Origin of the sequence: Agrobacterium cavarae (assembly GCF_004310285.1) — a bacterium.
Lineage (GTDB): Bacteria > Pseudomonadota > Alphaproteobacteria > Rhizobiales > Rhizobiaceae > Agrobacterium > Agrobacterium cavarae.
The window spans coordinates 128,212-146,827 of record NZ_SISF01000030.1; the positions used below are offsets into that span (position 1 = coordinate 128,212).

At 58.0% G+C, this 18,616-nt stretch carries 24 protein-coding genes; 14 read left to right on the forward strand and 10 right to left on the reverse strand.

Translation table 11 applies throughout. The features are described 5' to 3' along the window. Window positions 1–2: 2 nt before the first annotated feature. Together iolE and iolB are read left to right on the forward strand one after the other, a co-directional pair. Window positions 3–902 (forward strand): myo-inosose-2 dehydratase, encoded by a 900-nt coding sequence (gene iolE, locus EYC79_RS12175; protein WP_130978159.1) that lies wholly within the window; start codon window positions 3–5, stop codon window positions 900–902. Window positions 903–918: 16 nt separating this feature from the next. After that, window positions 919–1,728, forward strand: a complete 810-nt coding sequence (iolB, locus tag EYC79_RS12180) for a 5-deoxy-glucuronate isomerase (RefSeq protein ID WP_130978160.1) — start codon at window positions 919–921, stop codon at window positions 1,726–1,728. A 75-nt stretch (window positions 1,729–1,803) separates the two neighbouring features. Here the strand turns inward: iolB and iolG are convergent, their stop codons facing one another. Then, a complete protein-coding gene (iolG, locus tag EYC79_RS12185) occupies window positions 1,804–2,796 on the reverse strand; it encodes an inositol 2-dehydrogenase (protein WP_062600298.1) in 993 nt (330 codons plus the stop codon). 255 nt (window positions 2,797–3,051) lie between these two features. Continuing rightward, window positions 3,052–3,435: a hypothetical protein gene (locus EYC79_RS12190; protein ID WP_130978161.1), complete on the reverse strand. Its 384-nt coding sequence runs from the start codon at window positions 3,433–3,435 to the stop codon at window positions 3,052–3,054. A gap of 159 nt (window positions 3,436–3,594) precedes the next feature. On the opposite strand from EYC79_RS12190, the gene EYC79_RS12195 reads away from it, so the two are divergent. From EYC79_RS12195 to EYC79_RS12205, 3 genes are all read left to right on the forward strand, one after another. Next, complete coding sequence (locus EYC79_RS12195) at window positions 3,595–3,813, forward strand: hypothetical protein (RefSeq protein ID WP_111847331.1); 219 nt, start codon at window positions 3,595–3,597, stop codon at window positions 3,811–3,813. Window positions 3,814–3,957: 144 nt separating this feature from the next. Continuing rightward, the gene (locus tag EYC79_RS12200; protein ID WP_165457021.1) at window positions 3,958–4,701 is read left to right on the forward strand and encodes a cytochrome c oxidase assembly protein; all 744 of its coding nucleotides are present in this window, start codon (window positions 3,958–3,960) and stop codon (window positions 4,699–4,701) included. Next, complete coding sequence (locus EYC79_RS12205) at window positions 4,701–5,189, forward strand: CopD family protein (RefSeq protein ID WP_245495272.1); 489 nt, start codon at window positions 4,701–4,703, stop codon at window positions 5,187–5,189. Before EYC79_RS12200 ends, EYC79_RS12205 begins: the two co-directional genes overlap by 1 nt. On the opposite strand, the gene EYC79_RS12210 is transcribed toward EYC79_RS12205, so the two are convergent. Next, entirely contained in the window at window positions 5,167–5,664 is a 498-nt protein-coding gene (locus tag EYC79_RS12210) for a DUF2231 domain-containing protein (protein WP_062423707.1), read from the reverse strand. The genes EYC79_RS12205 and EYC79_RS12210 overlap by 23 nt on opposite strands. 81 nt (window positions 5,665–5,745) lie before the next feature. On the opposite strand from EYC79_RS12210, the gene coxB reads away from it, so the two are divergent. The 4 genes from coxB to EYC79_RS12230 all read left to right on the forward strand — a co-directional run bounded on the left by coxB (window position 5,746) and on the right by EYC79_RS12230 (window position 10,119). Continuing rightward, window positions 5,746–6,399 (forward strand): cytochrome c oxidase subunit II, encoded by a 654-nt coding sequence (gene coxB, locus EYC79_RS12215; RefSeq protein ID WP_113265572.1) that lies wholly within the window; start codon window positions 5,746–5,748, stop codon window positions 6,397–6,399. Then, window positions 6,396–8,891 (forward strand): cytochrome c oxidase subunit I, encoded by a 2,496-nt coding sequence (ctaD, locus tag EYC79_RS12220; RefSeq protein ID WP_205654377.1) that lies wholly within the window; start codon window positions 6,396–6,398, stop codon window positions 8,889–8,891. Before coxB ends, ctaD begins: the two co-directional genes overlap by 4 nt. Beyond that, window positions 8,891–9,223: a hypothetical protein gene (locus EYC79_RS12225; RefSeq protein WP_130978164.1), complete on the forward strand. Its 333-nt coding sequence runs from the start codon at window positions 8,891–8,893 to the stop codon at window positions 9,221–9,223. Before ctaD ends, EYC79_RS12225 begins: the two co-directional genes overlap by 1 nt. Before the next feature lie 128 nt (window positions 9,224–9,351). Then, window positions 9,352–10,119 carry a Crp/Fnr family transcriptional regulator gene (locus EYC79_RS12230; RefSeq protein WP_130978165.1) on the forward strand — a complete coding sequence of 256 codons (768 nt, stop codon included), beginning with the start codon at window positions 9,352–9,354 and terminating at the stop codon, window positions 10,117–10,119. A 53-nt stretch (window positions 10,120–10,172) separates the two neighbouring features. Here the strand turns inward: EYC79_RS12230 and EYC79_RS12235 are convergent, their stop codons facing one another. After that, window positions 10,173–10,775, reverse strand: a complete 603-nt coding sequence (locus EYC79_RS12235; RefSeq protein WP_062443908.1) for a hypothetical protein — start codon at window positions 10,773–10,775, stop codon at window positions 10,173–10,175. Between the two features lie 205 nt (window positions 10,776–10,980). Continuing rightward, window positions 10,981–11,709 (reverse strand): Crp/Fnr family transcriptional regulator, encoded by a 729-nt coding sequence (locus tag EYC79_RS12240; protein WP_062444216.1) that lies wholly within the window; start codon window positions 11,707–11,709, stop codon window positions 10,981–10,983. A gap of 203 nt (window positions 11,710–11,912) precedes the next feature. Between EYC79_RS12240 and EYC79_RS12245 the strand changes: the two genes are divergently transcribed. Further along, on the forward strand, window positions 11,913–12,653 hold the full coding sequence (locus EYC79_RS12245) for a Crp/Fnr family transcriptional regulator (RefSeq protein WP_162236305.1): 741 nt from the start codon (window positions 11,913–11,915) through the stop codon (window positions 12,651–12,653). A gap of 16 nt (window positions 12,654–12,669) precedes the next feature. On the opposite strand, the gene EYC79_RS12250 is transcribed toward EYC79_RS12245, so the two are convergent. Next, a complete protein-coding gene (locus EYC79_RS12250; protein WP_062443904.1) occupies window positions 12,670–13,200 on the reverse strand; it encodes a DUF4142 domain-containing protein in 531 nt (176 codons plus the stop codon). A gap of 126 nt (window positions 13,201–13,326) precedes the next feature. On the opposite strand from EYC79_RS12250, the gene EYC79_RS12255 reads away from it, so the two are divergent. From EYC79_RS12255 to EYC79_RS12270, 4 genes are all read left to right on the forward strand, one after another. Continuing rightward, window positions 13,327–13,530: a hypothetical protein gene (locus EYC79_RS12255; protein ID WP_062600310.1), complete on the forward strand. Its 204-nt coding sequence runs from the start codon at window positions 13,327–13,329 to the stop codon at window positions 13,528–13,530. Window positions 13,531–13,645: 115 nt separating this feature from the next. Then, window positions 13,646–13,885: a DUF6894 family protein gene (locus EYC79_RS12260; RefSeq protein ID WP_111847322.1), complete on the forward strand. Its 240-nt coding sequence runs from the start codon at window positions 13,646–13,648 to the stop codon at window positions 13,883–13,885. Window positions 13,886–14,073: 188 nt separating this feature from the next. Next, complete coding sequence (locus EYC79_RS12265) at window positions 14,074–14,313, forward strand: hypothetical protein (protein WP_111847321.1); 240 nt, start codon at window positions 14,074–14,076, stop codon at window positions 14,311–14,313. Window positions 14,314–14,402: 89 nt separating this feature from the next. Beyond that, complete coding sequence (locus EYC79_RS12270; protein ID WP_111847320.1) at window positions 14,403–15,017, forward strand: cysteine hydrolase family protein; 615 nt, start codon at window positions 14,403–14,405, stop codon at window positions 15,015–15,017. Window positions 15,018–15,063: 46 nt separating this feature from the next. Here EYC79_RS12270 and EYC79_RS12275 read toward each other — a convergent pair whose 3' ends face one another. The 4 genes from EYC79_RS12275 to EYC79_RS12290 all read right to left on the reverse strand — a co-directional run bounded on the left by EYC79_RS12275 (window position 15,064) and on the right by EYC79_RS12290 (window position 18,613). Beyond that, window positions 15,064–15,582 carry a sigma-70 family RNA polymerase sigma factor gene (locus tag EYC79_RS12275; RefSeq protein ID WP_130978308.1) on the reverse strand — a complete coding sequence of 173 codons (519 nt, stop codon included), beginning with the start codon at window positions 15,580–15,582 and terminating at the stop codon, window positions 15,064–15,066. Window positions 15,583–15,882: 300 nt separating this feature from the next. Then, on the reverse strand, window positions 15,883–16,779 hold the full coding sequence (locus tag EYC79_RS12280; protein ID WP_205654379.1) for a DMT family transporter: 897 nt from the start codon (window positions 16,777–16,779) through the stop codon (window positions 15,883–15,885). Between the two features lie 56 nt (window positions 16,780–16,835). Continuing rightward, on the reverse strand, window positions 16,836–17,597 hold the full coding sequence (locus EYC79_RS12285; RefSeq protein WP_130978167.1) for an ABC transporter ATP-binding protein: 762 nt from the start codon (window positions 17,595–17,597) through the stop codon (window positions 16,836–16,838). After that, window positions 17,594–18,613, reverse strand: a complete 1,020-nt coding sequence (locus tag EYC79_RS12290) for a FecCD family ABC transporter permease (protein ID WP_112358978.1) — start codon at window positions 18,611–18,613, stop codon at window positions 17,594–17,596. The genes EYC79_RS12285 and EYC79_RS12290 overlap by 4 nt, the downstream gene beginning before the upstream one ends. Window positions 18,614–18,616 lie beyond the last annotated feature (3 nt).

Genomic DNA, 18,616 nt, shown 5'->3' on the forward strand with positions numbered 1-18,616 from the left:
TCATGATCCTTTACGGTACAAATCCCATCGCCTGGAGCAATGACGACGACCGCACGCTCGGCGCTCATATCAGCCTCGAGCAGTGCCTGGACGAAACCTCCAAGATCGGCTTCGACGGCATCGAGAAAGGCCACAAGTTCCCGCAGGAACCGGAAGGCCTCAAGGCCGTGCTGGAGCCCCGCAAGCTGCGCTACGTCTCCGGCTGGCATTCGCTCAACCTTCTGACCAATTCCATCGAAGACGAGAAGGCCGCCATGCAGCCCGCCCTCGACCTTTTGAAGGCGATGGGCTCCAAGGTCATCATCGTCTGCGAAACCTCCAACGCCATCCACGGCGAGGATGCAAAGCCGGTCAACGACCGCCCGACGCTCGCCGACAGCGAATGGAAGCGCTTTGGCGAAGGCGTGGAAGCGCTGGCGAAACACGCGGCCGATCAGGGCGTCGCGCTCGTCTATCACCATCACATGGGCACGATCGTCGAGAGCGAAGACGAGATCGACCGGCTGATGGAGAACACTGGCCCGCACGCCAAGCTGCTGCTCGATACCGGCCATTGCCTTTTTGGTGGCGGCAATCCGGAGCGGCTGGCGAAGAAACATATGGGTCGCGTCGGCCATATCCACGCCAAGAACGTGCGTCCGGTCATCGCCAAGCAGGTTCGCGACGAAAGCCTCTCCTTCCTCGAAGGTGTGCGCCGTGGCGTCTTCACCGTTCCCGGCGATAGCGAGGGTGGCGTCGATTTCCTTCCCGTTCTCAAGATTGCTGCAGAGCATGGCTACAGCGGCTGGCTGGTTATCGAGGCCGAGCAGGATCCGGATGTCCGCAATCCTTTTGAATATCAGAGCCTTGGCCTGAAATCGTTGCGCGCCTTCGCACGCGAAGCAGGCCTGGATAAAGGCTGAACAGAAAGGTCAAGACATGGCAGATCTGCTGCGCAAACCCACCGGCCCATCCGGCAAGGTTCATGACATCACGCCGGAAAGCGCCAATTGGGGCTATGTGGGCTTCGGGCTCTACCACCTGAAGCCTGGCGAAACCGCAACCGAACAAACCGGCGAGACGGAGGTCATTCTCGTTCTCGTCGAGGGCAAGGCGGAAATCTCGTCGGAAGACAAGAATTTCGGCGAACTCGGCGACCGCATGAATGTCTTCGAGCGCAAGCCGCCGCATTGCGTCTATATCCCGGCGGGCTCTTCCTGGACCGTTACGGCAACCACTGACTGCACGCTTGGTGTGTGCACGGCACCCGCAAAGCCAGGCCGTGAGGCGCAAGTCATTGGACCGGCGGGAATTACTCTGGCGGAGCGCGGCAAGGGCGGGAACACGCGTTACATCTTCCCTATCGCCATGGAAGATCGCGACGTGGCCGACAGCCTGCTGGTCACGGAAGTCTTCACCCCATCCGGCCACTGGTCCTCCTACCCGCCGCACCGGCACGACGAGGACAACTATCCGGAAATGACCTATCTGGAGGAGACCTACTACCACCGCCTCAATCCGGAGCGGGGCTTCGGCTTCCAGCGTGTCTTCACCGAAGACGGCTCGCTGGACGAGACCATGGCCGTCTCAAGCGGCGATGTGGTGCTGGTACCGAAGGGGCATCACCCCTGCGGCTCTCCCTATGGCTATGAGATGTATTATCTAAACGTCATGGCTGGCCCGATGCGCAAATGGCGCTTCCAGAACCACCCGGATCACGACTGGATTTTCAAGCGCGACAATCCATAAACGCGCAATCTCTGCCTGAAAAAAAACGCTCGCACCGAGACAACGATGCGAGCGTTTTTATTGGTCAAAATCCGATCAGACGATTTGAACAGGCTTGCCTGTTTGCCAGCTTTCGGTGGCGGCATCCGCCAATTTCTGCGCCTGCAGACCGTCGAAACCGCTGGGACGCGGCGCGGTATTGCCAGCATCGACCGCGTCGATGAAGGTGTTGATCTCGTTGGCATAGGCCTGGGCGTAGCGCTCGATGAAGAAGTTCTGCACCGGATCGCCGGCAATGCCGTTGGCGTTCCACAATTCGACGCTCGAATTCTGGATGTTGCGGGCCGAGAGCATGCCGGTCGAGCCATGCACTTCGATGCGCTGGTCGTAGCCGTAAGTGGCGCGGCGGGAATTGGTGATCACTGCGATCCGTCCCGATGCCGTCTGCATCTGCACGGCCGCGGTATCCACATCGCCTTCTTCGCCGATCGCCTTGTCCACCAGCGCGGAGCCGAGCGCGTTGACGACCACGAACTCTTCACCCATCAGGAAGCGGGCCATATCGAAGTCGTGGATCATCATGTCACGGAAGAGACCGCCGGAGGACTTCACATAGCTTGCTGGCGGCGGGTTGGGATCGCGGCTGATGATGGTGACGATCTCGATCTCTCCGACATCGCCATTGCGCAGGCGCTGCTCGACCATCGAGAAGTTGGTATCGAAGCGGCGATTGAAGCCGATCATCAGCGTGGATTTGTTCTGCTCGACCACATCCAGGCACTGATGGATGCGATCGACCGAAAGCGATACCGGCTTTTCGCACAGGATATGCTTGCCAGCTTTGGATGCCGCCTCGATCAGATCGGCATGGCTTGGCGTCGGAGTGGCGATCAGCACGGCATCGACATCCGATGCGGCGATAATCTCTTCAACGGATGCGACCCGCGCGCCCGTCTGTAGCGCCAGTTGCTCCGCCGCCGCAGGAAAGGCATCCGCGACATAGGCAAGCTTTGCCTTGGGATTGGCGGCAATCGTTGCCGCATGGACCTTGCCAATACGGCCCGCACCCAGCACACCGAACCTGATCATTTCATTTGCTCCACGCTAAACTCCTCCTTGGGACGGCCACTTCCGAAGAAGCAGGTCGCGCCCTGTCACCATCCGATCTTCTGTCGATGACGATCGATGAGACCCTAGCTCAAGCCAAGGCGAAATCAAGTGGAAATTCCATTAGAATCCTCAGTGAAATATTTATTCTATTCCTGCTTGGCTCGTGGTGTGTCGGACACTTATCGGATCACATGGAGAGCGCTGACTTGAGGGATCTAGGCACTCTATAGCGCCTCAATGTGTGGAGCCGCGGCTCTGGGCCGCAAGCGCGGAAACGATGTGCCTGATTTCAGCTTTAGCGTCCGAGAGCACAAACGAACCATGGTGGTGAGTGAGGGCGCTGGGGGGAACGAAAAAAATGTAAGGGATTGCTCTGCTGTCCAAGTCCGCCATCAAAGGCAGCATCAATTCGGCTCCGTATCGCGCATCAATGACTGCGCCGCTGAAATGCCAATCATGATCATGGACTGACGTCGCGGCGTAAGGACCTTGCAAAACCATCGACGCTTCAGACCATGCAGACTTGATTGCGGGCGTGAGCGTGTCGCTTTTGCCGAAGACGGCTATCGTCAAACGTCCGTTCGTCCCCAAGCGCTGCTCCGCGGTCGTTTTGGTCATATAGCAGTCCCTTGCATCCACCGATAATCGACTCGCCCTTCCGGCCCGTGGACGATCGTCATGTCCATCCGTCTTCCCGTCCCTTGAGGAACCGAACTGCGCAAACACGGTTTGGGCACATCACAAAATTGAATGTGAGCCTATCGGGAGGAAAAAATCATGAGCAATGACACGGTATTGATGCCCCATGAGCGCGGTTGGGCTGTGCTGCACAATGGCATGCTGACGAAGGTCTATCCAAGCCGTCATCTGGCAATGCAGAAGCTCAAGGACGAGATGAGCCGGCGCTCACTCAAGAACCAAAGGACGAATCAGAGCGAGCCCACCCATACCCCGCGGCGACAGGAAAGCGCCGTGCAAAGACGCGATCAAGCATAGAGCTTCTGATTGACCCTCCGTTCCAGGATGAGGACGAAAGCATTCCCTCATCTTAAAAAACAACGCCGGAACCTCATCCGCCCTCCAGCGTTCGACCCCTGATGCCTCTGCATCGCTTCAATGGAGGGCGGACGGATTTTTGGGGTGAACCAACCAGTTCCTTATTGCGGTCCTGCACCGCTGCCATCGCAAGTCTGGGGTGCTTGGAACTTAGACCCCTTTGCTCTGGCGGTCGTTGTCGCGCTGACGATGCTGTCGGCGCTTTCGCTTCATAGACACCGAATATGGATTGCGACGGCCGTTTTCGCCGTATCCACCCTTCTTTTGATTTCACCGCTTTGCGCTCTGACCACCGCGCTGTTTTCCGTGCGGGTGACCCATCACTTCATCTTGATGACAGTGCTTGCTCCGCTTCTCACCACGGTCTTCCGGACGAGAAGCGCTGTTTCCAGCCGCCTGCCACCGGAGATGGCGTTCATCTTTCACACTTTGATCTTCTGGTTCTGGCATATTCCGCCGGGCTATGCCTTCGCGCTGAATGGCATGATCCCCTATTGGATCATGCAGGCAGGCCTTCTTGCCAGTGCCATCTGGCTATGGGCGATCCTGCTGTCTCCGAGAACCAGTGTCTTCACTGCCGTTGCCCTGGCTCTTGCGACCGTTGCGCAGATGGGCATGCTTGCGGCGATCCTGACGCTCTCGCGCGCGCCGCTTTTCGCCGCACATCTCGATACGACACAAGCCTTCGGCCTCGAGCCGCTTCAGGACCAGCAGCTTGCCGGCGTCATCATGTGGACGGTGGGCCTGCTACCCTATCTCATTGTGGCATTGATCCGCCTTTATCGCGGTGTCGCTAGCCGGGATGGCAAGGGCAGCTGGCAATGGTGATGCTGCTGAAATTCATCCACATCGCAGCGATCTCCATCTGGGCCGCGACACTTCTCAGTCTGCCTGCTCTTTACGTCCAGCGCGCCCATGTCGGCAATCGACCCGCTCTTTACGCGCTCCAGCGCCTCGTGCGCTTCTGCTACGTCGTCGTCGCCTCGCCAGCGGCCTTCGTCTCGATCCTGACCGGAACGGCCCTGATTTTCTTTCAGCACACTTTCACGCTCTGGTTCACCATCAAGCTTGGGCTTATCGGCGTGATGGTGACAGTGCACATCGTCACTGGGCTCGTTATCATTCGTCTTTTCAACGAGGGAGAGGTCTATCCCGTGTGGCGCTTCATCGGCGCCACCGTGCTGACCGCCGCGACCGTGCTCGGCATCTTTTTCGTCGTTCTCGCCAAACCGGAGTGGAGCCTCGACATTATCCCGATCGAGGCTGGCGGGTTAAAAGAGATCGCGCGGTCGATCAGTCCTTGGGCGATACCATGAGACCGACGCCATGATCGAAAATCAACTTGCCGCCATGCCAGCCAGCCAGCCCCGTCAACCCCGACGCGATCAGCGACAGGACAAGGCCATGGGGCAGGACCTCGATGCTGGAAAAATAGCGACCGCCCCAATTGGCCCCGCAGACCGCAATCAGCGACATGCCAGCCACTGCATGCGCCCAGCTTGCAACACGCGCGCGGATGCCTGGAACGAGAAAGAGCTCGGCCGAGCCGATCAAACCGGCCGCAATGGCGCTGAAGAACGCAATGCCCGTCGTCCACAGCCCGACACGCAGCCAGAATGGATCAGCGCCCCACCAGTACATGATGTCCGCGCCGAGCGTCCCGAAGACAAGCGCAATCGGGAAATGCACCGTCATTGCATGAAGGGGATGGCCAGCAACGGCAACGGCCGAACTCGCATCCTTTTCCTCGAGCTTGGAGATGACCGGGTTTTTCTTCGGCGGTGTATCCAAAACACGTCTCCTCTTTCTCCGACAACCAGCGGGCCCGGGCAGAGGTTCCGCGCAATCGCGACGACGACCACCCTACCATTGATGCTGGCCGGCTGTTCCGGCGATCTTTCCACACTCGATCCGGCAGGGCCTGCATCCAGCGCCGTGGCGCAACTGTGGTGGATCATGCTCTTCGGATCGGCCGTCCTATTCGCTCTTGTGCTCGGCCTTTTCTTCCTGAGCCTCTTCTCTCGAAGGCTGGCGCACGTCCCTGCCTCGCGCTGGATTATTGGCGGCGGGATCATCATGCCCATCCCCGTTTTGACGGCACTTCTGGGTGTAGCCTTCCTCCAGGGCGAAGCTCTCTTCGGCGCAAGGGCAGATGCACCCGCCGACGTCATTCGCGTCCAGGCCAGCATGTGGAATTGGGATATTCGCTATGGTCCGGAAAACACCGGTCCTGGTAGTCGCAATATCCTTCACATCCCGGCTGGACAGACAGTCGAGATCGTCGTTTCCAGCACCGACGTGATCCACAGTTTCTGGGTGCCGCGCCTTGCCGGCAAGATCGATGCTATTCCAGGCCATGAGACGCGCATACGGCTGAAGGCGGACAAGGCCGGCACGTTTGGCGGGATCTGCGCCGAATATTGCGGCAACGGCCATAGCGCCATGACTTTCAGCGTGATCGCCCATGAACCGGAAGAATACCGGCGGGTGATCGAGACACTTCCAGATGCACAGGGATCGACGTGACGCAAAAGATTTCACCCATTCGCCTGCATCGGGAACTGGAAGCCGTCTGGGGTACAGGCAAGGGTTGGCGCCGCCTTGCCGCCGTCAATCACAACATCATCGGCGCGCGTTTCATGCTCACCGCCCTGGTCTTCTTCGGGATCGGCGGCTTTCTCGGCATGCTGATCCGCACACAACTTGCGACATCCGAAAGCCGCTTTCTCGATGCGGCAGAGTATGCGCAAGTCTTCACCATGCATGGGACTATCATGATGTTCCTCTTCGCCATCCCGTTTTTCGAGGGATTGGCGATCTATCTGCTGCCCAAACTGCTCGGCGCCCGCGACCTCGCCTTTCCGCGTCTCTCCGCTTACGGATACTGGTGCTACCTCTTTGGCGGCAGTATGCTGATCATCGCGCTCGTGGCCGGCGTCGCGCCGAATGGCGGCTGGTTCATGTATACGCCGCTCAGTTCCTCCACCTACAGCCCCGGCATCAACGCCGATGTCTGGTTGCTCGGCATCACCTTCGTCGAGATATCGGCGATGACGGCCGCGATCGAGATTGTCGTGACGATCCTCAAGATGCGCGCGCCCGGCATGTCGCTCGACCGGATGCCGATCTTTGCCTGGTACATGCTGGTGGTGGCGGGCATGATGGTGATTGGCTTTCCGCCGCTGATCCTGGGCTCGATCCTGCTGGAAGCGGAACGCGCCTTCGGCCTGCCCTTCTTCGACCCGACCCGCGGGGGCGATCCGCTCTTGTGGCAGCACCTGTTTTGGCTGTTCGGCCACCCGGAAGTCTATATCATCTTTCTGCCTGCAGCCGGCGTCATCTCCACCATCCTGCCCGTGCTCGCCCGCACGCCGCTTACCGGATACAAGATCATCATCGCCGGCATCCTGTCGATGGCCTTCCTGTCCTTCGGGCTTTGGGTCCATCACATGTATACGACGGGCATCCCGCATGTGGCCTTGTCGTTCTTCTCCGCGGCGAGTGCCCTCGTTGCTGTGCCAACGGCAACCCAGATCTTTGCGTGGATCGCAACGCTGAGCCAAGGCCGGCCATCCTTCACCATCCCGATGCTCCACATTTTCGGATTCTTCTTCGTCTTCGTCATCGGCGGCTTGACCGGCGTGATGCTGGCGATGGTGCCCTTCGATCAGCAGGCGCATGACACGCATTTCGTCGTCGCCCACCTCCACTACGTGCTTGTCGGCGGCTTCCTGTTCCCGATGCTGGCAGGCGCCTATTACTGGGTGCCTCATATCTCCGGTCGCCAGCCTATTCAGCACATGTCGCACGCAGCCTTCTGGATGATCTTTATCGGCTTCAACCTGACCTTCTTCACGATGCACCTGACAGGTCTCCTCGGCATGCCGCGCAGGGTCGATACCTACCCGGCGGAGTCGCCGTGGGAATGGCTGAACCTGATGTCGTCCATCGGCAGCTTCATTATGGCGATGGGCTTCGTACTGGCCGCAATCGATCTCTTTCTGGTGTTTTTCTTTGGCCGTCCGTTCCGGCGCAATCCCTGGAACGCCAGCACACTTGAATGGGCTATGCCGACACCGCCGCCATCCTACAACTTCGCCGCCCTGCCATCTGTCGACACACGGGCAGACAGGCTCGACATCAACCGCCTTGGCTCAAGCCTTGCGGCAGGCGATGGCTATCTCGGCTTCACCCGCAATGGCTGGATGGAAACGCTCGGGGTAAGCGCCGTTCATGCCAGGCCCAACCAGATCATTATCCTGCCACGCCAAACCTATCTTCCGCTCATCACGGCCCTGGTGACAGGGCTGTTCTTCGTCTCCCTGCTTGCAAAGCTCTACGTGATAGCGCCCTTGGCGCTTCTGGCGGTGATCGGTCTCTTCCTGAAATGGACGCCGAATGAGGCCGTGCAGACCACAGGCAGTGAACTTTACGCGGGCAAGGGGCTGGTCTTGCCACCGCATTTTGAAAGTGGAGATCCCCCGTCGCTCATGGCGATGCGCCTGACATTGCTGGTCACCGCCACACTCTTCACTTCACTTCTCTTTGGGGGCCTGTTCCTCTGGGTGTCGGCGCCTGGTTGGGAGAACCTTGCCCCCTCTTCCGTTTCATCCCTCTGGACGCTGTTAGCCTGCGCTGTCGCGATAGCAGCGGCAGTGCTTGGCTCACTGCCCGCGAAAGCTATGCTGCGCACGCCATTCCTGCGCCTTGCAAGCATGGCGCTATACGGCATCGCGATGGCGTTGCTCTTGGTGGACCTCGTCAGAACGTATGGAACGGAGTTTCACGCATCGGATGCCGTGATTTACGCCGTCAATATTTACGGGCTCATTCACATGGGTATCGGCGGGCTTTTGTCTGCGTTTTGCATCTGGAGAATCCAAACCGGCTACGTCACAGAAAACAGGCTGGTCGATCTGCTGATCATGGGACTTTGGAACAGATATGTGGCCGCAACGACTGCGATCGTGGCAGCCTATCCCTATCTTCTGTCGCTTCTGCAGGGTGGAGGAAGCTGATGCGATATGCGCTGGCCATCGCCCTTCTGCTGCCCTTCACGGGCTGGAGCCTCGGCTTTCTCCTTCTATATGGCGCTCAGGCCACCGGCTGCTCGCTGGGATGGCAGGACATGGCGATCGGCCCAATCTCTTCGCTGAGAGCGCTTCTCATTTTATTGTTCGCTGCCACGACCATCATCATAGCGACGACCGTCTTCGTTGCGCTGAGTTCTGAGAAAATCTCCTCGTCCATGAGCGGAACGATGCTCGCCGTAGCGCGCTACACGGCGGGTGCTGCGCTCTTCAGCACGGCTTACGTGTTTTCAGGCATTTTATGGCTGGACCTCTGCTGAAGCGTTTTGGCTGACCGCGAATACGAAGAGTCGCGAAGACAGAACTTTTCTTCCGCTCACGCATTCCCACACTGGTGGCTTGAAAATCTGCGCCATTGCCAAACAACTGTGCCGCGAGAGGAAGCAGAATGACTGAGGAACACGAGAAGCTTGCAGGCCAGAACCAATTGATCTCGTTCCTGCCGGATGACATTCGCTCAGAGCTCCTGAGGCGTGCCGTGGCTGTCGATCTGCCTGCCGGCGAAATCCTCATCAAAGCAGGCGAGAAGATTGAGAAGGTCTTTTTCATCTGTAGCGGCATCGCCTCGGTCCTCGTTCAATCGCGCTCCGGCAAGGTGACGGAATCCGGCATTGTCGGGCGGGAAGGTTATGTGCCGTCGGGCGCACTGGTCGATGCGGAGACAAGCTTTACGGAAGTCATCATGCAGGTCCCAGGGCAGGCGATGGTTTTGGAGATCACCGCGTTCCAGGCTCTGCGCAATCGTCATCGAATTCTTGAGCAACTCCTGACCTGCGCATCGCATGCGCTGCGCACTCAGATCGAGTGCACCCTGCTATCCAATACCACGCAGCCCGTCAGTCAACGGCTGGCCCGGTGGATTCTCGTCTGCCACAACCGGGTGGACGGCAACCAGCTTCATTTGACCCACGAATTTTTGTCTCTGATGCTGGCAGTCCGGCGACCGAGCGTGACAGATGCCCTGCATTTTCTCGAAGGCAGGGGGTTCATTCGCTCCGAAAGAGCCAAGATCACCATTCGCAATCGGGACGCCCTGGAAGAATATGCCGGCGATATTTACGGCCTGTCCGAGGAAGAGCATGACCGTGTCTTTGCCCGCTTTCGCGCGTCGGCACTTTTGCGCCCTGCGACGGCCGACACCCGCTCTGCGGGTTGAGCAAGAGCGCGGGGGCCGCCTCGATTGCGGACGGCCCCTTTCGCGACTTTGCTTTACCGCGAGGCGGTGCGGATGATCCGACAGAGCTTCACGAGATCTGCCTCATAGCCGCCTTTCATGATATCGACGCAACGCTTTGCCAAACGGAGCTGCTCCGTACGCGACATATCGTTGTAGGCACGTATGATGCCATTGGCCGGCAGTGACGGGTTGGTGCCGGGGTTGACGGTTCCAGGGTTCGGTCTTCCAGGACCGGTGCCGACACCGATACCAAGATCGACGTCAAGGGCTCTCGCGCCTCCGACAGTCGCTCCGACCGAAGCATTCAGTCCCCGGCTTCCGCCGACAGACGCATTCACGTCCGCATTTGCAATGCTCCGGCCTCCGACCGTCGCACTGGTATTGGCGTTCACGCCTCTGCTTCCACCCACCGAAGCGTTGACGTCTGCGCCAAGGCCACCTCCCGAACGGCCGCCGACGCTGGCTCCGGCATTGATCCCGCCGCTTCCTCCGACAGAAGCGCCAACACCCAAGCCGCCGCTACCATTGCTGCCGACACTCGCGCTAACTCCCCCCACACTGACGTCCAAGGCATGCGCATTGATCGGAAGCGCCAGACACGCGCTCACCAACAAAACAGTATTCAGTCTTGTCATGATTTTTCCTCCTTACACACGATACTCACTCCACATCAGCATCAAAGATGCCATTTAAGAGTGTATATTAGAGGATGCTGCTTTGAAACAAATATGTATAAGCGAGATCTAATATAGGAGAAAAATGACGTCACATTTTTGTGAAATCGGCAGTTTGTCTCATTTTGATACAAGTAATTTGCATAGGCGCGAAAGCAATGTGGTACTAAGATACTTGCCTTGCGAGTATATCTGTCATTAGGCGATTGTATTCGCTCTCTGCTTGGCCATATGAGCCACCGGCTTCCAACTCCAGCCCTTGCCGATTGATGATGGTAATCTGCCCCCGAGAGGCCCGTATCAGGCCTTTTCCTTCAAGAATATGAAGCGCGACAGTAACGCCAGGGCGTCTCACTCCAAGAACGAGGGCAAGGAACTCGTGGGTCATCGCCACCGTTGCGCCATCGATCCGATCGTGGATCATCAGCAACCAGCGCGCGAGACGTTTGTCGAGTTTTGATAGACCATTGGCGACGACCGTCGACGCAGTCTGTGTGAGCAATGTGTGGATGTAGGTCAGAAATACATCACGCAAGGTATCGCTGACTCTCATGGCATCGACGATAGCGGAAGACGGAACGGCGATCCCGTAGCCGCCCACTTGAACAAGGGTGCGGTGGGTTGCTTCTGTACTGCCGAGTACGATGGCGGAGCCCGACATGCCTTCACGACCCGTCAGCCCGACCTCGATGCTTTTTCCACTGGACAGATGACCGATGACGGAAGCGAGACCCGTTTCGAAAAAAATGACCCGTCCGATCGGGACATGCGGCTGCTCTATCACTTCATGGACGTTAAGCTTGACGATCTGCATGCTCGGCCGCAGCAGTTCGTAGTCATCCGGACGCAGAGCTTTTAACAGTTTATTGCGTACAGAGTTCTGTTCGGTATCCATTGACGTCGTCATTCCCTTCGATCGTCCACAGGACGTTTGAGGGACACTAAACTGTTGAAACCTTTGAGCAATACAATGTCATCTACCGTACAGAAATTGACCCACGGCAAACGCCCTATTCATATGATAATTATCTAATTAGTATACAGTGTACCCAGATGGGCTCACGTCATCAAAAGATGTTGGTGTTCAGGGAGTTGACGATGACATCCGCGGGATACCTCATTCGAAACACGCTTCTCAATGCCGCGAGCGAGTCAAGCTTCGGTTCTTTACGCGGCGCCCTGCAGCAGGTTAACCTCCCCTCAGGAACCGTGCTCATCAGGGCTGGCGAAAAGACCACCCATGTTTTCTTTATCGAGACGGGAATAGCGTCAAACCTTCTCAGAATGACGGACGGACGTGATGTAGAGATTCTGCAAACCGGCTTTGAAGGATTGATCGGAGGCCATGCGGTCTCAGCGGCAGCCTCCACGCCGTACAGGACCGTGATGGCAACGGACGGCGCGGCACTGAGACTGTCAGTCCGTGAGTTCCACGCCGTCGTGAACCACCACCGCACCCTCCAGCAAATGCTAGAGCGCTACGCCTATTGCCGTGAGCTTCAACTTGCGCAGCTTTCAGTATCCTGTCTCAGCCATCGTTTAAACGTGCGGGTTGCCCGATGGCTGTTGATGTGCCGCGACCGCATGCCGTCTGGTGTGCTTCCTTTCACCCATGACTTCATTGCGAGCTGTCTCGGAACACGTCGCGCCGGCGTGACAAACGAACTTCATATTCTGGAGGGGATGCATGCGATAAAGGCGTCCCGAGGAGTGATCGAAATTCGGGATGCGCAGCCTATCAGACGTGTTGCGGGAAACAGCTATGGACTGCCGGAAAAGGAATATCGACGCCTGATCCTGCCGCTGGCAAAAGCCAGCCGCAAGATCAGCGTCAACTGAAGCCGAGGGTGTCTCTCTACTTCTGCATTCCCTTGACCATCTCAAGGTGATGCTGAAGGGCTGGAAGCGTGCTCGCCGCCCAGGTCTTCAACTCACCATGATCGCCGCCTTCGGAATAACGCTTGAACAGGTCGACAGCATTCTCATGCGCCGTCACCTGATCATCGATATACTGCTCATCAAATTCGGCACCATTCAGTTCCTTCAAACCTTCCAACATATCCGCTTGTGACGACGCGAGCGTCGTTGATGGCGTGGCCTTTACCTTGCCTGACTCAATCATCTGCTTCATTTCCAGCGAGGTCTTTTCGTGATCGTTGATCATCTGCTGGGCAAAGCCCTTGGTCTTGTCGTTGCCTCTCTGAAGCGCAAGCTTGCTGGACTCGATTTCGAACATATCGCTTGCTGACGCCTGCTGAACGAAATCCTCTGTCGACGGCGCCACACCCATGACCGAGTTAATACCCGTCTTCTCGGCCGCGGATTGCGCCGCTGCGGGGCCTGCAATGGCGGCTGTTACGGCGAGTGCTGCAATGAGAAACTTCATCTCTTCGATCTCCTTTTGTCGGGACCGCCCTAACCGTAACTGCCACGGCATGTTCCCCGATTGGAAAAGGCAAACTGCGGAACCCTCTTGGCGCACCCCGGTTGGGCAGTCTGAAAGGAGAATGACATGACCAAAGACACACCCTCCACCGGCCCGGCCGGTACGACCGACCAGTGGCCACGCTGGGAAGGCCCCACACCCCAAAAGCCACGAGGCTACATGCCAGCGACAGATGACCCGGAAACCGACAGGGATGCCGTTGGCGAAAATTTGAGGGATCCTGAAAAGCGCAATATCGGTGACGCGCTGAAGACAAAAGATAATCAATAACAGCATGAAGGGGAGGATCTTCAATACCAGAGGCGACCCGACCGGACGGCAGCGGCGTAATTACGTAAACGCTAACATAAATCGTGAGACACCAATCCGCTGCCGGACCGGAAGAATGCCGAAATATTACTTCCATGTGCTGACGTCTGAGGGGCGCGTTATCGATCCCGAGGGCACCGAATTGAACGGCATGGACGCCGCCTATGTCTCTGCGATCGAAGATGCGCGTGCTTTGATGAGCGAAGCTATTTTGGAAGGAAAGGATATTTCGTCGCGGCGAATCGAGATTTGCGATGAGATAGGCAGACCGCTGCAGGTCGTTCCGTTCCGCTCTGCCCTGACTATTCTGGACTAATCAAGACATGATGCTGAACAGGCAAGCACTTATCATCGACGACTACCTGTGGTCGCGTTCAAATCGCGCCATAAATCGCTCTATTGGGTACGCTTCCAGACGTTTACTGCCTTCCGGTACCGCCCTATACTTCGAGGCATTCTTCTTTCCTCAAGCATGGGCCGGGTTGGTACTGCTCGGAAGATATAATGTGTTTTCAATATGAACATCAAAGCCAGGGCGTTTTTTCAAACGAGGACATGCGCGTCATTCAAACCGCGTATAATGGCGTGCTGTCCGAGCAGTGGGAGCCGCTCGGTCCCGATACCGCTGACGTGGCCCGCTATGTGCTTCAGATGTATGATAGGGGAATCGTCGAGGCGGATAAATTGACCCGTTTGGCGTCGCTGCACTTTCGCTATCGCCTTGATATGCTTCGCTACGGTTGACGCGATCCGCCGCTTCAAAATCCGGAACCTCGCCCGTCCCCTGAGGTTAGCAGCCGCAAAGAAGACGATGTATCTGGGGCGGTCGGACAATGGCTTACATCTATACGAATACTGACAATTGGCGGCACCTGTGCATCGACATGCAGCGGATGTTTTTGGAAGAGACACCGTGGCAGGTGGACTGGATGCCGAAGATCCTGGGTAATGTGGGCCGGCTGGTTGAGCAGTGGCCACAACAGACCATCTTCACCCGCTTCGTTCCGCCAGCCAATGCGAAAGTTGCCCCCGGTCAATGGCAGTCCTATTACCGCAAATGGTGGATGATGACGGGCGATCATATTCGCCGTGAATTGACCGAAGTTATTCCGGAGCTTGCGGCCTTCATGCCGCCGGCCGTAGACTTTAGCAAATATACGTATTCTCCGTGGACCGACGGGAGACTGCACCACTATCTGAGCAAACGGGATGTCGACACTGTCGTTATCTCGGGTGGAGAAACCGATGTGTGCGTCCTCGCGGCGGTTCTGGGCGCAATCGATCTCGGCTACCGCGTCTTCCTGATCGAAGATGCGGTCTGCAGCGGGCAGGACGAAACACACGATGCATCGCTGGCACTGCTGCGAGGCCGTTTCGCGGTCCAGCTGACGCTTGTGAAAACCGAGAAGATGATTGAAAGCCTACATGAAATTTTGGCCCACCCCTGAGATGCAGGAATGGGCCATGAAAGACATGGCAACGTGGCGGAACGCGTTAGTAAAGGTCGCGGCGCAAAGCTTCGCGAGCGCGGCTAACACGGCTCTTGATGGTGCCGATACGGCAGCCGCATAGATCCGCGGCGTCGGAGTAGCTGGTACCGTCCGCGATCAAGAGCAGCGCCTTCTTCTGGTCCGAGTCCAGATCGCCTATAGCACGCATGACCTGTTGATGCTCGAGGCGCCATTCTTGGCTCGGGGGCGTGGACATCATTTTCTCCACGCCCGAAGGCAGGCCGATGCGCTCTCGCTGAGCGACCTTATAACGGGTGCAGAATGTGTTGCGCATAATGGTGAACAGCCACGACTTTAACGCTGTCCCAGGCGTGAAACGATGAACGGCGCGAAGCGCCCTTAGAATCGTTTCCTGAACGAGATCGTCGACCTCTCCTTCCGTCCGAACAAAACGGCGGGCGAAAGCAGAAAGCGCCGGGCTGAGATCGGCAATGCCCATTCTCAATTCGGCAAGCTGGTCCTCGGTGACAACCAATTCGGATGCGGTGCTGGCGTTTTGCATGTCCATATTCCCCTCCGTGGATACAGTTCATAATGCAGGGGGAAGGTCATCGTTGCTGTACGCCAGCGTACACACAGTGGTTGAATTAGAGAAAACTTAATGAACGGAACAGGAATCTGACGGTTCGAAGCATCTTTTATGGCAGGATCACCGATGGGGAAAAGAGCCCTTCTATTGCCGGAATTAGAGCACGGCCCAGGCAAAACTGTGCATCGGTTTTGCGATAACGACATGCATCCCGAAGACCCTTCACCGCACGCCCTCGATCAGAGTCAATAACGCAAGATGGCGACGCACAATCTATGATTGAGTTCGCCTGCGCCTTCCTTCCAAGGCAGCCAGCGCTGCACCGGCGAGGATCAGCGGCAGGGCGGTGATGAAAGTGCTGGAGAGCGGCGACTTGAAGATCAGCAAGTCCGCCAGGACCGGCCACAGGATGGCGAGATATTCGAAGGGCGCCAGCAAGGATGCTTCGGCGTGTCGAAAGGCCATCGTCATGGCAATGTGCGCAAAGCCACCGAAAAGGCCGGCGAGAATGAGAAGTGAGAAACCTATGGGGTCCGGCATCACCCAGCCGAAAGGCACGGTGAAGAGACCGCCAATCATCGAGGCAATGACGAAGTAGAAGGCGATCGCGCCCGGATGTTCCGTTCTGCTGAGACTGCGCACCATGATCAGGGCGAAGGAGGTCAGCACCCCCATCAGTAGACCGAGGATATAACCCCACATTCGCGCGTCATCCATGACGCCGTGACCGATCTCTGGCCACACCAGCGTCACCACCCCGGCAAGCCCGAAAAGCACACCACCCACACGCCACTTGGTCAGCCGTTCGGAGAGAAGCACCACACCAGCAACACTGGTGAAGGTCGGCGAGAGGTAGGTGAGAAGCGTTGCCTCCGCCAGGGGCAGGCGCGCAATGGAGGCGAAGGACGCAAACATCGCAGCAGCCCCAAGACTGGAGCGCAGCAAATGGCCAAAAGGGCGTCGCGTCGCTAACCCACGCGGAAATTCGTTGCGCCACCATAGAAAGATCACGAGCGGGATCAGCGCAAATGCCGAGCGGAAGAAGACGATCTGGCCGACAGGCACCTCACCCGAGGTCGCCTTGATGCAGATTGACATGGCTGCAAAAAGAAATCCCGAGAGAACCCGAAGGCCAATGCCAAGCGTCTGGTTTTCGCTGATGGTTTTCACAAGAGTCCCCTGGACCGTAGATGGGTGGTTGCTGCCACCCATTCAGACGCGATGTTCTATCGAAGAAACTGGATATGTGGCTTGGCGTGGAAGCGTGAGGCCTCGACGACGGCTTCAACCGAAAAGACGTCCCGCAAGAGATCCTGCGTCATCACCTCCTCCGGCGTTCCTGACGCCACGATCTTGCCGGTCTGCAGCACGATCAGGTGATCGCAGTACATGGCAGCATGGTTGAGATCGTGGAGCGCGATGATGCTGGTGACCGGAAGCTGAGACACGAGACGCAAAAGGCTGATCTGATGGTGGACATCCAGGTGATTGGTGGGCTCATCGAGAATGAGTTCCTTCGGCGACTGCGCCAAGGCGCGGGCAAGATGAGCACGCTGCTTCTCGCCGCCCGAGAGGCTTTGCCAGGCGTCGTTGCGTTTGGCGGTCATCTCTGTGCGCTCAAGCGCTTCACTCACAGCCGCATCGTCTTCCCGCGTCCAACCGGAGAACATTGACTTGTGGGGAAAGCGTCCCAGCTTGACGACGTCGATGACCTTCAGATTGACGTTCGTCGTGGCGTGCTGCTCGATGAAGGCGATACGCTGCGCAAGAGACTTGCGGCGGATCGTCCTGATATCCTTGCCGTCTAGCAGCACCTGGCCTGAATGGGGTTTCTTCAACCCGCTGAGCAGTCGAAGCAGCGATGTCTTGCCGGAGCCATTTGGCCCAAGAAGTCCAAGCATCTTGCCGGGCTCGACCGTAAAGGAAATGCCATCCACGATCGTTTTGGCGCCGACCTTCCACACCAGATTGTCCGCTGTGATACTCATGACGCGCGTTGCAGCCTGTAGAGGATGACGGAGAAGAATGGCACTCCGACCAGAGCCGTCACCACGCCGATGGGCAGAACCTGCTGCGGCACAAGCGTGCGCGAGGCGATATCGGCGAGCACCATGAAGATCGCCCCGGTGATGGCGCAGGCCGGCAAGAGCCGTGCGTGCAGCGGCCCGACGACGAAACGTGCTGCATGCGGAACCACCAGACCGACGAAGCCGATCGTCCCCACCATACTGACGATGGTGGCGGTGATGACCGCGGTCAGCGCAAAGAGGATGATGCGCGTGCGCCCGACATTGACACCAAGTGAGGCGGCCGCCTCATCGCCGAAGGCAAAGGCATCCAGCACGCGCGCATGGAACAGGCAGCAGATCAGACCGAGACCGACGACGATGGACACGAGACCGACATCCGGCCAACGCACGCCACCGAAGCTGCCGAGAAGCCAGAACATCACGTCGCGGGCCTGCTGGGCATTGCCGGAAGTGGTGACCACATAGGATGTGGCGGCGTTGAAAAGCTGAGCGGCTGCAACACCCGCCAAGATCGTTCTGTCTGCGCCGCCGCGCGCACCATTGGACAGAATAGCGACCAGGAAGAATGCTGCAAAGGCGCCGACGAAGGCACCGAGAGACAGCGACACTGCGCCGGCACCGATCCCGAGAATGACGACGGCTACGGCACCGGTCGAAGCGCCAGCGGAAATGCCGAGAACATACGGCTCAGCCAGCGGATTGCGCAGCATGGCCTGCATGATCGCCCCGCACATGGCCAGGCCCGCGCCGCAGAAGACCGCCACGAGCGCGCGGCTCAGCCTGTACTCCCAGATCACCGCCTCATGGATGCGACTGATCTCGACCGACGTCCAGCCGAGCTTGTTGGTGATGGCGGCATAGGTGGTCGAGAGCGGAATTGGTAGATCGCCAATTCCGACACTGATGCCGACCACGAGGGCAATCGTCGCGAAACACGCAAGATAGAGCGCTACGGATGCAACAAGCCGCCGCATCCC

Bases quoted from the DNA above. Each gene is read 5' to 3' on its own strand.
- iolE (WP_130978159.1), top strand. From the start codon at position 3: ATGATCCTTTACGGTACAAATCCCATCGCCTGGAGCAATGACGACGAC.
- iolB (WP_130978160.1), top strand. From the start codon at position 919: ATGGCAGATCTGCTGCGCAAACCCACCGGCCCATCCGGCAAGGTTCAT.
- iolG (WP_062600298.1), bottom strand. From the start codon at position 2,796: ATGATCAGGTTCGGTGTGCTGGGTGCGGGCCGTATTGGCAAGGTCCAT.
- EYC79_RS12190 (WP_130978161.1), bottom strand. From the start codon at position 3,435: ATGACCAAAACGACCGCGGAGCAGCGCTTGGGGACGAACGGACGTTTG.
- EYC79_RS12195 (WP_111847331.1), top strand. From the start codon at position 3,595: ATGAGCAATGACACGGTATTGATGCCCCATGAGCGCGGTTGGGCTGTG.
- EYC79_RS12205 (WP_245495272.1), top strand. From the start codon at position 4,701: ATGCTGCTGAAATTCATCCACATCGCAGCGATCTCCATCTGGGCCGCG.
- coxB (WP_113265572.1), top strand. From the start codon at position 5,746: ATGCTGGCCGGCTGTTCCGGCGATCTTTCCACACTCGATCCGGCAGGG.
- EYC79_RS12225 (WP_130978164.1), top strand. From the start codon at position 8,891: ATGCGATATGCGCTGGCCATCGCCCTTCTGCTGCCCTTCACGGGCTGG.
- EYC79_RS12230 (WP_130978165.1), top strand. From the start codon at position 9,352: ATGACTGAGGAACACGAGAAGCTTGCAGGCCAGAACCAATTGATCTCG.
- EYC79_RS12235 (WP_062443908.1), bottom strand. From the start codon at position 10,775: ATGACAAGACTGAATACTGTTTTGTTGGTGAGCGCGTGTCTGGCGCTT.
- EYC79_RS12240 (WP_062444216.1), bottom strand. From the start codon at position 11,709: ATGGATACCGAACAGAACTCTGTACGCAATAAACTGTTAAAAGCTCTG.
- EYC79_RS12245 (WP_162236305.1), top strand. From the start codon at position 11,913: ATGACATCCGCGGGATACCTCATTCGAAACACGCTTCTCAATGCCGCG.
- EYC79_RS12250 (WP_062443904.1), bottom strand. From the start codon at position 13,200: ATGAAGTTTCTCATTGCAGCACTCGCCGTAACAGCCGCCATTGCAGGC.
- EYC79_RS12255 (WP_062600310.1), top strand. From the start codon at position 13,327: ATGACCAAAGACACACCCTCCACCGGCCCGGCCGGTACGACCGACCAG.
- EYC79_RS12260 (WP_111847322.1), top strand. From the start codon at position 13,646: ATGCCGAAATATTACTTCCATGTGCTGACGTCTGAGGGGCGCGTTATC.
- EYC79_RS12265 (WP_111847321.1), top strand. From the start codon at position 14,074: ATGTGTTTTCAATATGAACATCAAAGCCAGGGCGTTTTTTCAAACGAG.
- EYC79_RS12270 (WP_111847320.1), top strand. From the start codon at position 14,403: ATGGCTTACATCTATACGAATACTGACAATTGGCGGCACCTGTGCATC.
- EYC79_RS12275 (WP_130978308.1), bottom strand. From the start codon at position 15,582: ATGCAAAACGCCAGCACCGCATCCGAATTGGTTGTCACCGAGGACCAG.
- EYC79_RS12285 (WP_130978167.1), bottom strand. From the start codon at position 17,597: ATGAGTATCACAGCGGACAATCTGGTGTGGAAGGTCGGCGCCAAAACG.
- EYC79_RS12290 (WP_112358978.1), bottom strand. From the start codon at position 18,613: ATGCGGCGGCTTGTTGCATCCGTAGCGCTCTATCTTGCGTGTTTCGCG.